15 protein-coding genes, 1 tRNA gene and 1 riboswitch are annotated in these 13,534 nt (G+C 69.0%); of the genes, 6 read left to right on the forward strand and 10 right to left on the reverse strand.

All coding sequences use genetic code 11. The annotated features are described in order from the left end of the window. Positions 1-2 precede the first annotated feature (2 nt). The 3 genes from ACIA8N_RS05210 to ACIA8N_RS05220 are packed head-to-tail and all read right to left on the reverse strand — an operon-like array spanning position 3 to position 2,718. Complete coding sequence (locus ACIA8N_RS05210; protein WP_365777831.1) at positions 3-989, reverse strand: ATP-binding cassette domain-containing protein; 987 nt, start codon at positions 987-989, stop codon at positions 3-5. A gap of 12 nt (positions 990-1,001) precedes the next feature. Continuing rightward, the gene (locus ACIA8N_RS05215; RefSeq protein ID WP_399415698.1) at positions 1,002-1,925 is read right to left on the reverse strand and encodes an ABC transporter permease; all 924 of its coding nucleotides are present in this window, start codon (positions 1,923-1,925) and stop codon (positions 1,002-1,004) included. Further along, on the reverse strand, positions 1,918-2,718 hold the full coding sequence (locus tag ACIA8N_RS05220) for an ABC-2 family transporter protein (RefSeq protein WP_365778172.1): 801 nt from the start codon (positions 2,716-2,718) through the stop codon (positions 1,918-1,920). Before ACIA8N_RS05220 ends, ACIA8N_RS05215 begins: the two co-directional genes overlap by 8 nt. Positions 2,719-2,875: 157 nt before the next feature. Between ACIA8N_RS05220 and ACIA8N_RS05225 the strand changes: the two genes are divergently transcribed. Next, complete coding sequence (locus ACIA8N_RS05225; protein WP_365777829.1) at positions 2,876-5,050, forward strand: transglycosylase domain-containing protein; 2,175 nt, start codon at positions 2,876-2,878, stop codon at positions 5,048-5,050. Here the strand turns inward: ACIA8N_RS05225 and ACIA8N_RS05230 are convergent. The 3 genes from ACIA8N_RS05230 to ACIA8N_RS05240 all read right to left on the reverse strand — a co-directional run bounded on the left by ACIA8N_RS05230 (position 5,044) and on the right by ACIA8N_RS05240 (position 6,203). Continuing rightward, a complete protein-coding gene (locus tag ACIA8N_RS05230; RefSeq protein ID WP_028811654.1) occupies positions 5,044-5,364 on the reverse strand; it encodes a multidrug efflux SMR transporter in 321 nt (106 codons plus the stop codon). The genes ACIA8N_RS05225 and ACIA8N_RS05230 overlap by 7 nt on opposite strands. A 33-nt stretch (positions 5,365-5,397) precedes the next feature. Then, positions 5,398-5,458, reverse strand: a riboswitch (guanidine-III (ykkC-III) riboswitch). A gap of 55 nt (positions 5,459-5,513) precedes the next feature. Then, positions 5,514-5,852, reverse strand: a complete 339-nt coding sequence (locus ACIA8N_RS05235) for a co-chaperone GroES (protein ID WP_030554720.1) — start codon at positions 5,850-5,852, stop codon at positions 5,514-5,516. 30 nt (positions 5,853-5,882) lie between these two features. Next, entirely contained in the window at positions 5,883-6,203 is a 321-nt protein-coding gene (locus tag ACIA8N_RS05240) for a DUF3618 domain-containing protein (protein ID WP_365777826.1), read from the reverse strand. Positions 6,204-6,325: 122 nt separating this feature from the next. Between ACIA8N_RS05240 and bcp the strand changes: the two genes are divergently transcribed. The 3 genes from bcp to ACIA8N_RS05255 all read left to right on the forward strand — a co-directional run bounded on the left by bcp (position 6,326) and on the right by ACIA8N_RS05255 (position 8,089). After that, a complete protein-coding gene (bcp, locus tag ACIA8N_RS05245) occupies positions 6,326-6,793 on the forward strand; it encodes a thioredoxin-dependent thiol peroxidase (RefSeq protein WP_030554716.1) in 468 nt (155 codons plus the stop codon). Positions 6,794-7,028: 235 nt separating this feature from the next. Then, positions 7,029-7,955 carry an HNH endonuclease signature motif containing protein gene (locus ACIA8N_RS05250; protein ID WP_365778170.1) on the forward strand — a complete coding sequence of 309 codons (927 nt, stop codon included), beginning with the start codon at positions 7,029-7,031 and terminating at the stop codon, positions 7,953-7,955. A gap of 51 nt (positions 7,956-8,006) precedes the next feature. After that, positions 8,007-8,089, forward strand: a tRNA-Leu gene (locus tag ACIA8N_RS05255). Positions 8,090-8,149: 60 nt separating this feature from the next. On the opposite strand, the gene rdgB is transcribed toward ACIA8N_RS05255, so the two are convergent. The 4 genes from rdgB to ACIA8N_RS05275 form a co-directional block, all read right to left on the reverse strand. Beyond that, positions 8,150-8,752 (reverse strand): RdgB/HAM1 family non-canonical purine NTP pyrophosphatase, encoded by a 603-nt coding sequence (rdgB, locus tag ACIA8N_RS05260; RefSeq protein WP_365777824.1) that lies wholly within the window; start codon positions 8,750-8,752, stop codon positions 8,150-8,152. 47 nt (positions 8,753-8,799) lie between these two features. Next, positions 8,800-9,156 (reverse strand): hypothetical protein, encoded by a 357-nt coding sequence (locus tag ACIA8N_RS05265; RefSeq protein ID WP_030222217.1) that lies wholly within the window; start codon positions 9,154-9,156, stop codon positions 8,800-8,802. A gap of 128 nt (positions 9,157-9,284) precedes the next feature. Further along, positions 9,285-10,016, reverse strand: a complete 732-nt coding sequence (gene rph / locus ACIA8N_RS05270) for a ribonuclease PH (protein WP_030554710.1) — start codon at positions 10,014-10,016, stop codon at positions 9,285-9,287. A gap of 88 nt (positions 10,017-10,104) precedes the next feature. Beyond that, complete coding sequence (locus tag ACIA8N_RS05275; RefSeq protein ID WP_365777822.1) at positions 10,105-10,416, reverse strand: PTS glucose/sucrose transporter subunit IIB; 312 nt, start codon at positions 10,414-10,416, stop codon at positions 10,105-10,107. A gap of 169 nt (positions 10,417-10,585) precedes the next feature. On the opposite strand from ACIA8N_RS05275, the gene ACIA8N_RS05280 reads away from it, so the two are divergent. Beyond that, positions 10,586-11,887 (forward strand): PTS transporter subunit EIIC, encoded by a 1,302-nt coding sequence (locus ACIA8N_RS05280; protein WP_365777820.1) that lies wholly within the window; start codon positions 10,586-10,588, stop codon positions 11,885-11,887. A gap of 344 nt (positions 11,888-12,231) precedes the next feature. Further along, positions 12,232-13,497 carry a PTS transporter subunit EIIC gene (locus ACIA8N_RS05285; RefSeq protein WP_030554706.1) on the forward strand — a complete coding sequence of 422 codons (1,266 nt, stop codon included), beginning with the start codon at positions 12,232-12,234 and terminating at the stop codon, positions 13,495-13,497. Positions 13,498-13,534: the final 37 nt, after the last annotated feature.

Here is a 13,534-nt window from a genome sequence, read left to right on the forward strand (position 1 = left end):
TCCTACCTCAGGGACTCCCGGCGCTCCTCCCGAGTTCCCCCGTACATCTTCGCGATCACCGCCTCGATGTCCGGCTCCCGCACCGAGAGGTCGAGAAGGGGGTACTTCGCGGCCACCGCCGCCACCAGCGGGGCCGCCGAGGTCGTCGCCGGGAAGGCCAGCCACTGGCGGGGACCCTCGGACCGTACGAAACGGGCCCCCGGCACGTCCGTGATCGGCGGAAGCTCGCGTTCCAGGTCCACCATCAGGAGCCGTTCGCTCTCCCCCACCGCGTGCAGACCGCTCAGCTCCCCGTCGTACATCAGGCGTCCGTGGTCGATCACCATCACCCGCGAGCAGAGCTGCTCGATGTCCGTGAGGTCGTGGGTGGTCAGGAGGACCGTGGTGCCCTGGGAGGTGTTCAGGTCCCGGAGGAACTCGCGCACCCGCGCCTTCGACACCACGTCCAGGCCGATCGTCGGCTCGTCCAGGTACAGCACCTCAGGGTCGTGGAGGAGGGCCGCCGCGATGTCGCCGCGCATCCGCTGCCCGAGGGAGAGCTGCCGTACCGGTACGTCGAGGAGCTCGCCGAGTTCCAGGAGCTCCACGCAGCGGTCCAGGTTCTCCCGGAAGCGGCCGTCCGGGATCCGGTACATCCGGTGCATCAGCCGGTACGAGTCCTTCAGCGGCAGGTCCCACCAGAGCGTCGTCCGCTGCCCGAACACCACCCCTATGCGCTGGGCCAGCCGGGTCCGCTCGCGCGCCGGGTCGATGCCCGCGACCCGCAGCCGGCCGCCGCTCGGCGTGAGGATCCCGGTCAGCATCTTGATCGTGGTCGACTTCCCGGCGCCGTTCGGGCCGATGTAGCCGACCATCTCCCCGCGCTCGACGGCGAAGCTGATGCCGTCGACCGCCCTGACCTCTCTCTTCTCCCGGCGGAACAGGCCCGCACCGCCGCGGACGCGGACCGTGAAGACCTTCTCCAGTGACTCCAGTTCGATGAACGGCACGACCCTCAACCCTCAGCTTCCTGTCGATCGGTACGAACGGATCCCGGCCCGCCACGCGAGGCCCGCCACCCCGCAGCAGACCGCCGCCACCAGCGGCGACACGAACGCCGCCCACTCCGGCACCCCCGCCGGGGCCGGCCGGCCGAGCACGTACAGCGCGGGCAGCCAGCTCACGAACGCCAGCGGCACGACGTACACCACGCCCCGCACCAGCTCCTGCGCGAAGATCGTCGGCGGGTACTGGAGGAGGGTGTTCCCGCCGTACGTGAACGAGTTCGTGACCTCCGCCGCGTCCTGCATCCAGAACAGCGTCGACGCGCCGAGCACCATCACCGACGCGAAGATCACCGTCCCGCTGACCACCGTCACCGGCAGCAGCAGCGCCTTCAGCGGCGTCCACTCCACGTCCAGGAGGACCAGGGCCCAGACCAGGACGAGCAGCCCCTGCGCGACCCTGCCGAACCGCCGCAGCGCGAACTTGTCCGCCGCGACCTGGGCGAGCAGCGGCGCCGGGCGCATCAGGAAGGTGTCGAGCGAGCCGTCCCTGACCCGCTTCCCCATCCGCTGCAGCGAACCCATCGTCAGGTCCGCGATCCCGAACGACGTGCCCGCTGTCCCGTACAGCAGGGCCACCTCCGCGAAACCGAAGCCGCCGAGGCCCTCCACCTGACCGAACATCAGCAGGATGACGACGAAGTCGAAGAAGGTGACGCAGAAGCTCGTGACGAGCGTGAGCGCGAAGGACGCGCGGTACGTCATGGTGGACCGGATCCACATGCCGGCGACCAGCCGGTACGTACGCCAGGAGTCGGCCAGCGGTCCGTACGGGCGACTTTCCTCGCCATGGATACCGCCGGAATCCACTTCATGGACAGCGTCGGGACCCACTTCACGGACACTGCCGGAATCCGCGCCGACCCGAGTCGTCTCAGCCACCCTGCACCACCACCTTCCGCGTCGCCGCCGCCTGCGCCGCCCGCCCCGCGCCGAACAGCACCAGGGCCCAGCCCCCCTGGAAGGCGTACGCCCCCGCCAGCTCCCAGCCCACGTACTTCCCCAGGTACACATCCGCCGGCACCTGGAGCAGCGACGCCCACGGCAGCATCCGCGCGACCTCGCCGAGGGCGCCGGGGAAGACGTTCAGCGGGAGGAGCATCCCCGAGAAGAACAGGCCGCCCAGCCAGGCGACCTGCACCACTCCCTGGCCGTCGAGCAGCCAGAACGCGCTCATCGCCACCAGGTACCAGATCGAGAAACCGACCGTCGAGCCGAGGACCACCGCCACCAGGAAGGCGAGCCAGCCGCCCGGCCCCGACGGCAGCGTGAAGTGGAAGGCGAGCGCGCCGACGGCCATCGGGACGACCCCGCGGCCGAGCAACTGATACGCCGAGCGGCCCGCATTGGCCGAGAACCACCAGGCCTGGAGGTCGGCGGGACGGTAGAGGTCCACCGCGATGTCGCCGGTCCTGATCCGCTCGATCAGCTCGTCCTCGAAGCCGCCGCCCATCATCCCGCAGACGGTGATCAGCGCCTGCCCGATCCACACGTAGGCGAGGGCGTCGTCGATGGAGTAGCCGCCCAGCTGGGGACGTTCGTCCCAGAGGGCGATGTAGGTGTACGACAGGACGAAGCCGAAGACGGTGTTGGTGAAGACGCCCGCCGCCGTCGCCACCCGATAGGTGGCATGGCGCCGGAAGCCGCCCGCGGCCACCGTCGCGTACAGCCGCAGCATGAAGCTCCCTTTCCCGCACAAGAACCGCTTCCTGCCCGAATGACAGCGAAGCGCACGACCCTAGTGGCCCGCGTCACGCCACCGCGACCGGATTTCGCGCCACACTCGGGTCGCTTTCAGGAGTTTCCGCACCTTCCGTGCAGTATGTGATGCCATGTCCCCTTCCTCCGGCACGAGCGACTCCGACGCCCCCCGGCCAACCCGCACGGGCTGGGAACCGAGGGACCCCACCCTCCCCGGCGGGAACCCGAAGACACCCCCCGCACCCGCCGCGCCGAAGCGCCGCCGCCCCCGACGCGTCCTGCGCACCCTCCTCGGGCTCCTCCTCCTCGGCACCCTGCTGCTCGCCGGCGCCCTCGTCGCCGGCTACCTCCTGGTGGAGATCCCGCCCGCCAACGCCGCCGCCGTCGCCCAGTCCAACGTCTACCTCTACCGGGACGGCAGCCCCCTCGCCCGCGACGGCGAGGTCAACCGCGAGAACGTCCCCCTCGACCGCGTCCCGCTCACCGTCCGGCAGGCCGTCCTCGCCGCCGAGGACCGCGACTTCCACACCTCACGCGCCGTCGACCCCAAGGCCATGCTCCGCGCCGCCTGGAACACCGTCACCGGCAAGGGCCGCCAGTCCGGCTCCACCATCACCCAGCAGTACGTCAAGAACTACTACCTCGGCCAGGAACAGACCCTCACCCGCAAGGCCAAGGAGTTCTTCATCGCGATCAGGCTCGGCCGCGAGAAGAGCAAGGAGGAGATCCTCCAGGGCTACCTGAACACCAGCTACTTCGGACGCAACGCCTACGGCCTCCAGGCCGCCGCCCGCGCCTACTACGGCAAGGACGTCGACGGCCTCGACACCGCCGAAGGCGCCTACCTCGCCTCCCTCCTCAAGGCCCCCAACGCCTACGACGTCACCACCCACCCGGAGAACCGCGCCAAGGCCGTCGCCCGCTGGAACTACGTACTCGACGGCATGGTCACCGAAGGCTGGCTGACCCCCGCCGACCGCGCCGCCGCCCGCTTCCCCGCCCCGCAGACCGCCCGCTCCGCCACCGGCCTCTCCGGCCAGCGCGGCTACCTCGTCCAGGCCGTCGAGCAGTACCTGACCAGCCACGGCATCGTCGACGAGAAGACCCTCGCGGGCGGCGGCTTCCGCATCACCACCACCATCGAACCCGCCACCCAGGAAGCCCTCGTCCAGGCCGTCGAAGAACGCGTCACCTCCCGGCTCGACCCCGCCCGCTCCCCCGCCGACCGGTACGTCCGCGTCGGGGCCGCCGCCATCGACCCGGCGACCGGGAAGGTCCTCGCCATGTACGGCGGCGTCGACTACACCCAGCAGTACGTCAACAACGCCACCCGCCGCGACTACCAGGTCGGCTCGACCTTCAAGCCCTTCGTCTTCACCGCCGCCGTACAGAGCGGCGCACAGACCCAGTACGGCGAACCGATCACCCCGTACACCGTCTACGACGGCACCAACCGGCGCCCGGTGGAAGGCTGGAACGGCGCCCCCTACGACCCCGCCAACGAGGACGACGAGAGCTACGGCGAGATCGCCGTCGGCACCGCCACCGACCTCTCCGTGAACGCCGTCTACGCCCAGATGGCCGTCGACGTCGGCCCCGGACACGTACGCCGCACCGCCGTCGCCCTCGGCCTGCCCGGCACCACCCCCGACCTCACCGCCTCCCCCTCCATCGCGCTCGGCCCGGCCACCGCCAGCGTCCTCGACATGGCGACGGCGTACGCGACCCTCGCCGCGCACGGCCGGCACGGCACGTACACCCTGGTCGCCCGCGTCAGCAAGGACGGCCGTGAACTGGCGCCGCCGGCACCCGTCACCCGCCAGGCGGTGAGCCGCGAGGCCGCCGACACGACCACGTCGATCCTCCGCAGCGTCGTCGAGGCCGGCACGGGAACGGCGGCGCAGGCCGCCGGACGCCCCGCCGCCGGCAAGACCGGCACCGCCGAGGACGACAAGGCCGCCTGGTTCGCCGGCTACACCCCGGAACTGGCGACGGTCGTCGCCCTCATGGGCCAGGACCCCGAGTCCGGGCGCCAGGAACCGCTGTACGGAGCCCTGGGACTGCCCCGCATCAACGGAGGCGGCCCGCCCGCCGAGATCTGGGCGGACTTCACCCGGCAGGCCCTCGCCGGAAAAGCACCACGGGACTTCGAGCTGCGGCTCATGCCGGGGGCGGAGGAGATGCCGGAGGTACCGCCGACACCGGAGGGCTCGCAGGACGACTGGTACGAGACGGGCGAGGCGGGCCCGGGGGCCGTGGTGTCCCGCAGCCCCCTTCCCCCTCGTACACCCGTACGGCGTCAGTGACCCGACGTCGCCTTCAGCCCCACCACGGCGACGAGCAGCAGACAGACGAAGAAGATCCGGGCGGCGGTCGCCGGCTCACCGAGCACCACCATGCCGAGCACCGCCGCACCGGCCGCGCCGATCCCCACCCACACGCCGTACGCCGTACCGATCGGCAGCGTCTTCGCCGCATGCGACAGCAACAGCATGGAGGCGACGATCCCGGCGCCCGTGAACACGCTCGGCCAGAGCCGGGTGAAACCGTCGGTGTACTTCATACCGATCGACCAGCCGACTTCGAGCAGACCCGCGACGACGAGAAGAACCCAGGCCATGACGACGACACCTCCGCGAGACGGAACAACAGGAGTGCGTCGTCTTGTCGGAATCCCGGTACGGCGCGTCTCGTCGGGGTCCCTCCAGGCTAGCAACAAACGAGCGAAGGCCCCGGTGACGGTCGTCACCAGGGCCTCTGCAAGCTTCGCTACAGGTACAGGCCGGTCGAGTCCGACGTGCCCTGGAACCGGTCCGCCGCCACCGCGTGCAGATCGCGCTCCCGCATCAGTACGTACGCGACGCCCCGCACCTCGACCTCGGCACGGTCCTCGGGGTCGTACAGCACCCGGTCACCGATCTCGACGGTACGGACGTTCTGACCGACCGCGACCACCTCGGCCCAGGCCAGGCGACGGCCGACCGCGGCGGTCGCCGGAATCAGGATGCCGCCGCCGGAGCGCCGCTCCCCCTCCGGGGAGTCGGTGCGGACCAGGACCCGGTCGTGAAGCATCCGGATGGGCAGCTTGTCGTGCGTGTTCTCGCTCACGGGGTGAACCTACCTGCCGAGGAGTGCGGGTCAGCGCCTGCCCTTGCGGGAGGACCGGGCGAGCAGCCCGACGACCGCCACGACCACGAGCGCCGCCGGGACGACGCGCTCCAGGCGCGGGGCGCCGTCCGCATGGGTGAAACGTGCCTTCACGTCCGACACGACCCGGTTGACGGCGACGAAGGCGCGTCCCGCGGTCTGGTCGACCGTCGAGGCGACCTTGGCCTTCGCGTCCCCGATGATCGTCTTCGGATGCATCCGAATGCCGATCTCGTCGAGCGTAACGGCGAGCTGCTCGCGCCGGCGGACGATGTCCGCCTCGATCTGAGCAGGGGTCCTGGACTCCGACACCGCGCTGCCTCCGTAGTCGTATTCCGGTCGTTGACGGACAGTCTGTCAGCTCTGACGCGGTTGGGCCGCCCCCGACCCCCATTAGGCTCTGAAGGCGTAAGCGCACTTTCCCGAGGAGAGCCATGAGCGAGCGACTGCAGCCCGGCGACACCGCCCCCGCCTTCACCCTGCCCGACGCGGACGGCAAAGAGGTCTCCCTCGCGGACCACAAGGGCCGCAAGGTCATCGTCTACTTCTACCCGGCCGCGCTCACCCCCGGCTGCACGAAGCAGGCGTGCGACTTCACGGACAACCTGGACGTGCTGGCCGCCGCGGGCTACGACGTCATCGGCGTCTCGCCGGACAAGCCGGAGAAGCTGGCGAAGTTCCGCGAGAAGGAGAACCTGAAGGTCACGCTGGTCGGCGACCCGTCGAAGGAGACCCTGGAGGCGTACGGGGCCTTCGGCGAGAAGAAGCTGTACGGCAAGACGGTGACCGGCGTGATCCGCTCGACGGTCGTCGTCGACGAGGACGGCAAGGTGGAACACGCCTTCTACAACGTGAAGGCCACCGGCCACGTAGCCAAGATCATCAGGGACCTGGGCGTCTGAGCCTTCCGGTTCCGGCACCCGAACGGGCCGCACCGCCTTTCGAGGCGATGCGGCCCGTTCCGTTCTTTCGGACGCGACAGTACGCGACATGGCGTAACCGTCCGATATTCGGCTCTTTGGTCCGTACGGGCTGCGAACGGGCGGCCGGAGCGGAGGGGGTCCGATGGGGACGAGCGCGTACACGAGGGAACGGCTCATCGCCGTTGTGGTGGAGTCGAGGGGGTGGGTGGATCTCATGCGCCGTCTCGGCGTCAACGCGAGCGGGGGGCAACGCCGCACACTGCAGTCGAAGGTTGCCGAGTACGGCATCGACACCAGCCATTTCAAGCATCGAAGCCCCTGGCGCAAGTACACGGACAGCGCCATCGCCGAGGCGGTCGCCGCCTCCACGACGCTCCGCGAGGTCGCGCAGAAGCTCGGCATCCCTCCGGCCACGGGAACGCTCTCGCACATCAGCCGACGGATCGCGGCGGCCGGGATCGACGTCAGCCAGTTCCCCGGGCTGAACCGTTCGACCACGGACCTGCCGTTCACCACGGAGGAGCTCACGACAGCCGCAGCGGCCACGCAGAGCGTCAGGGCGATGGCACGCCTGCTGGGTGTAGGCGATGACGGCAGATCCCGCGCCGCGCTCAGGCACATGCTGCACGAGCGCGGAATCGACATCACCCACTTCACCCACAGGCGCGTCGAAGTGCCGGAGGACCGTTTACGAGCGGTAGTGACGGCTGCCGCCAGTTTCGCCGATGTGATGCGCGCCCTGGGTCTCCCGGTGAGCGACCAGAACCACCGCCGGGTACGGCGACGAGTAGCCGAGCTGGGCCTCGACACGTCGCACTTCAAGCGACGCACCTGGGGCACGGTCCGCGTCGTGGCCCCGAAAGCCATCGCGGATACGGTCTTTCGGGTACGCCCCGAAGGATCGTCGCGCGAGAACCGCGACCGACTCCACCGTGCCCTCAGAGAGGTAGGTGTCCCGTATCGCTGCGTCGAGTGCGGTAACGAAGGTACGTGGAGGGGCGGATCCATCACCCTGCAGATCGACCACATCAACGGAGACTGGCTCGACAACCGCCGGGAGAACCTCCGCTACCTGTGCCCCAACTGTCACTCGAAGACGGCAACTTGGTGCCGCGGCGGCGGGCGTCGCCGATCGACGTAACAACAGCCGTACCCACGCCAGCCGCCTGCCCGCTACCATGGCAGGCGGCTGGCGGCCTTGGCGGAACGGCAGACGCCTCGCGTTTAGGGCGCGATGGGAGAAATCCCGTGAGGGTTCGAATCCCTCAGGCCGCACAAACCGTTAAATCGAAGGCCTCATCCAATTTTCTCTGGGTGAGGCCTTCGCCGTAACTCTCAGCCCAGCAGTTCCTTCACCACCGGGACCAGCGCCCTGAAGGCCTTGCCTCGGTGGCTGATCGCGTTCTTTTCCTGGGGGGTCAGTTCCGCGCAGGTGAGTTCGTAGCCCTTCGGCTGGAGGATCGGGTCGTAGCCGAAGCCGTTCGTGCCCGTCGGGGTGTGGCGGAGGGTGCCTTCCAGGCGGCCCTCTACCACTCGTTCCGTGCCGTCCGGGAGGGCCAGGGCCGCCGCGCACGCGAAGTGGGCGGCTCGGTGTTCGTCCGCGATGTCCGAGAGCTGGGCGAGCAGGAGGTTCAGGTTCGCGCGGTCGTCGCCGTGCGCGCCTGACCAGCGGGCCGAGAAGATGCCGGGGGCGCCGTTGAGGACGTCCACGCAGAGGCCCGAGTCGTCGGCCACGGCCGACAGGCCGGTCGCCTGGGCCAGGGCGTGGGCCTTGAGGAGGGCGTTCTCGGCGAAGGTGACGCCGGTCTCCTTGACGTCGGGGATCTCCGGGAACGCGTCCGCGCCGACGAGTTCCAGGTCGAGACCTGCGTCGGCGAGGATCGCGCGGAGTTCGGTGATCTTGCCCGCGTTGCGGGTGGCGAGGATCAGACGGGTCATGGCATCGATTATCCGGGGTCGGCCGGACGATCGTTCCGGGGCGGGGCTCAGCCCGGCGTGCAGACCTTCGCCACCTCGCCCGCCGCGTCCGTGATCGGCTGGATGTCGGGCGTCGTGTCGCCGTTCTTCACGGCCGTACGGACGGACTCGACGCCCTTCGTGAGGTCGTCCACCGCCTTCGCGAGGTCCGCGTTGTCCGTCGTGTTCTTGAGGTTGCCGAGTTCCGTGGAGATCGAGTTCAGGGACTCCTCGATCTGCGTCACGTCGTTGGAGGCGTTGGAGACGGCCTGCTGGAGCTTGTCGACCGACGTGGCTATCGCGTCGGCGGTCTTGACGCAGTCCATTGCGGTGTCGAGGGCCGCGCAGCCGCTCAGGACGGTGGTGAGTGCGGCGGCCGTGGCCATGGCGAGTGCGAGACGGCGCTTCAAGGCGGGTCCTCCCCCAGATACGTACGGACGAACGACGGACGGGCGCACGGAGCCTATCCGTACTCCCGCCCGTCAGGACGCCGTGGGCAGGAAGCGGGTTGCGACTACAGCGTTCCTTCGAGCGCCTTGCGCTGGATCTCGGCGAGGTCGGCGCAGCCGCCGGACGCGAGGTCGAGGAGGGCGTTGAGCTCCTTGCGGTCGAAGGGCTCGGCCTCGGCGGTGCCCTGGACCTCGACGAATCGGCCGTCGCCGGTGCAGACGACGTTCATGTCGGTGTCGGCGCGGACGTCCTCCTCGTAGCAGAGGTCGAGGAGGGGGACGCCGTCGACGATGCCGACGGAGACGGCGGCGACGGTGCCGGTGAGGGGCTTGCGGCCGGCCTTGACCAGCTTCTTGCCCTGGGCCCAGGCGACGGCGTCGGCGAGGGCCACGTAGGCGCCGGTGATGGCGGCGGTGCGGGTGCCGCCGTCGGCCTGGAGGACGTCGCAGTCGAGGACGATGGTGTTCTCGCCGAGGGCCTTGTAGTCGATGACGGCGCGCAGCGAGCGGCCGATGAGGCGGGAGATCTCGTGGGTGCGGCCGCCGATCTTGCCGCGGACGGATTCGCGGTCGCCGCGGGTGTTGGTGGCGCGGGGCAGCATGGAGTACTCGCCGGTGACCCAGCCTTCGCCGGTGCCCTTGCGCCAGCGCGGGACGCCTTCGGTGACGGAGGCGGTGCAGAAGACCTTGGTGTCGCCGAAGGAGATGAGGACGGAGCCCTCGGCGTGCTTGCTCCATCCTCGGTCGATGGTGACGGGGCGGAGCTGTTCGGGGGTACGGCCGTCGATTCGAGACATGGGGCGAGCCTAGCGGGACATGGGGAAGGGCCCGTTCCCCTGTCGGAACGGGCCCTGCGCCGGTGTGGCTGCCTGCGGGGTCAGCTGCTCACATCATGTCTTCGATGTCGGCGGCGATGGGGTCGGCGTCGGTGCCGATGACGACCTGGATCGCGGTGCCCATCTTCACGACGCCGTGGGCGCCGGCGGCCTTGAGCGCGGCTTCGTCGACGAGGCCGGCGTCCACGACCTCGGTGCGCAGGCGGGTGATGCAGCCCTCGACCTCTTCGATGTTGTCGATGCCGCCGAGCCCGGCGACGATCTTCTCAGCCTTGGTGGCCATGTGTGTCTCCCTGTCCGTTCCGTTCGCGTCCGTTCGCGCTGACGCGAATCTCGGCGCACCTGTGGTCCGCTTTGTCACGGTAACCCACGGTTGGCCCAACTTCGCGAGCGAGTGCCGCCGTTCTGTCGAATGATGACGATCACCGGCGGCCTGTCCTCAGCGGGCTCCCGGGAGCCTATCGCAACTGGTCTACACCAGTGTGCAACACGACGCGGACCCCGGGTTGTTCCGGGCAGGGAGGACGCCGATGAGTACGGACAGCGCCGCGGCCGCGCCGGGGAAGAAGTCCTGGGGGGCCGGGCTCTTCCAGGGTCTCCAGAAGATGGGCCGGAGTCTTCAGCTGCCCATCGCCGTGCTGCCGGCCGCGGGCATCATCAACCGGCTCGGGCAGCCGGACGTCTTCGGCGCGGAGGGTCTCGGCTGGGACAACGTCGCCGCGGTGATGGCGGGCGCGGGCGGCGCGCTGCTCGACGGCAACCTCGGCCTGCCCCTGCTGTTCTGCGTCGGTGTCGCCATCGGCATGGCGAAGAAGTCGGACGGTTCGACGGCGCTGGCGGCCGTCGTCGGCTTCCTCGTCTACTACACGGTCCTGCGTCAGTTCCCGAAGGACTGCCCGGCGGGGACGAAGGACATCAGCGGCGGCTGCCTCGCCGTCGACGACTCCTTCGCCGGTTACACGTACCAGAATCCCGGTGTCTTCGGCGGCATCGTCATGGGTCTGTTCACCGCGTACCTGTGGCAGCGGTACCACAGGACGAAGCTGGTCGACTGGCTGGGCTTCTTCAACGGCCGCCGTCTGGTCCCGATCATCATGACGTTCGTGGCGATCGCCTTCGCCTCGATCTGCCTGTGGGTCTGGCCGCCGATCGGTGAGGGTCTGGAGAACTTCAGCGACTGGCTGGTCGGACTCGGCGCGTGGGGTTCGGGCATCTTCGGCCTGGCGAACCGGGCGCTGCTCGTCATCGGCCTGCACCAGTTCCTGAACGTGCCCATCTGGTTCCAGTTCGGCACGTACGAGAAGCCGGACGGTACGACGGTCCATGGCGACATCCCCATGTTCCTCGCGGGCGACCCGAACGCCGGCCAGTTCCTGACGGGCTTCTTCCCGATCATGATGTTCGCGCTTCCGGCGGCCGCGCTGGCGATCACCCACTGCGCGAAGCCGCACCGGCGCAAGGCGGTCGGCGGCATGATGCTGTCGGTCGCGCTGACCTCGTTCGTCACCGGCATCACCGAGCCGATCGAGTACTCGTTCCTCTTCATCGCCCCGCTGCTCTACGCGATCCACGCCGTGCTCACGGGTGTGTCGATGGCCGTGACGTGGGCGCTCGGCGTGAAGGACGGCTTCAGCTTCTCGGCGGGTCTGATCGACTACGTGATCAACTGGAACCTGGCGACGAAACCGTGGCTGATCATTCCCATCGGTCTCGGCTTCGCGGTCGTGTACTACGCGATCTTCCGGTTCGCGATCACGAAGTTCAACCTCCCGACGCCCGGCCGTGAGCCGGAGGAGGTCGAGGAGGAGATGGAGCGGGACAACGTCAAGTGACCCCGCGCGCTCCCTTCGTCGCCTGACCGTTTCGGGGCCTCCGGCCCCTGCCTGAGGCGCCTGGGCAAGACTCCGCGTAAGACCCTGCGTCCCGCATAAGACCCTGCGTAAGCCCCCTGGAAGGCCCCTGGACCTGACGGTCCGGGGGCCTTATGTCGTTCATTTCCAGCTATGGCTGAGCACACAGAATTCGCAGGTTCCTTATCTAAGTCTCACGTGCTACAACTGGTCTACACCACTCATTGGTGTAGACCACGCGGTCCAGACCACCGCGTTCCACGAGACGTCGCCGTCCCCCCTTTTCACTGTCCTCTGGCGGCGCCTTGCCTTACTGGAGGAAGTTGATGAGTACGGCCACCGCCCAGGCCGCCGCTCCCGCGAAGAAGCGCGGATCCGGCCTGTTCCAGGGCCTGCAGAAGGTCGGTCGCAGCCTGCAGCTGCCGATCGCCGTGCTGCCGGCCGCGGGTATCTTGCTCCGTCTCGGCCAGCCCGACGTGTTCGGTGCCGAAGGCCTCGGCTGGGACAAGGTCGCCTCCGTCTTCGCCACCGCAGGCGGCGCGGTCTTCGACAACCTGCCCCTGCTCTTCTGCATCGGCGTCGCCATCGGCTTCGCCAAGAAGGCGGACGGCTCCACCGCCCTGGCCGCGCTCGTCGGCTTCCTGGTCTACAGCAACGTGCTGAAGGCCTTCCCCGTCGCCGACGCCGTCATCAACACGACGGCCAACAAGGGCGTCGACGTCGCCGCGAAGTACAACAACCCCGGTGTCCTCGGCGGCATCCTGATGGGTCTCATCGCGGCCGTCCTGTGGCAGAAGTTCCACCGGACCAAGCTCGTCGACTGGCTCGGCTTCTTCAACGGCCGCCGTCTCGTCCCGATCATCATGGCCTTCGTCGGCACCCTCGTCGGTGTCGTCTTCGGCCTGGTGTGGGAGCCCATCGGTGAGGGCATCTCCAACTTCGGCGAGTGGATGACCGGCCTCGGTGCCGGTGGCGCCGGCCTCTTCGGTCTCATCAACCGCGCGCTGATCCCGGTCGGCATGCACCAGTTCGTGAACACCGTCTCCTGGTTCCAGATCGGTGACTTCACCAACGCCGCCGGCGAGGTCGTCCACGGTGACCTCAACCGCTTCTTCGCCGGTGACCCGAGCGCCGGAATCTTCATGTCGGGCTTCTTCCCGATCATGATGTTCGGCCTGCCGGCCGCCGCCATCGCCATCGCCCACGCCGCTCGCCCCGAGCGCCGCAAGGCCGTGATGGGCATGATGGTCTCCCTCGCGCTGACCTCCTTCGTCACCGGCATCACGGAGCCGATCGAGTTCACCTTCATGTTCATCGCGCCGGTCCTGTACGCCATCCACGCGGTCCTGACCGCCGTGTCCATGGCCGTCACCTGGGCGTTCGGTGTCCACGCGGGCTTCACCTTCTCCGCGGGCGGCATCGACTACCTGCTGAACTGGAACCTCGCGACCAAGCCGTGGCTGATCATCCCGATCGGTCTCGTCTTCGCGGCGATCTACTACGTGGTCTTCCGCTTCGCGATCACCAAGTTCAACCTCCCGACGCCGGGCCGCGAGTCCGACGAGGAGCTCGAGGACCTCACCAAGGCGTGAGCCTCGCCCCGCAGCAAGAGGAAGGGCCCCGGAACCG

The sequence above is a fragment of the Streptomyces sp. NPDC051822 genome, assembly GCF_044452745.1.
In the GTDB taxonomy this organism is placed as follows: Bacteria; Actinomycetota; Actinomycetes; order Streptomycetales; family Streptomycetaceae; genus Streptomyces.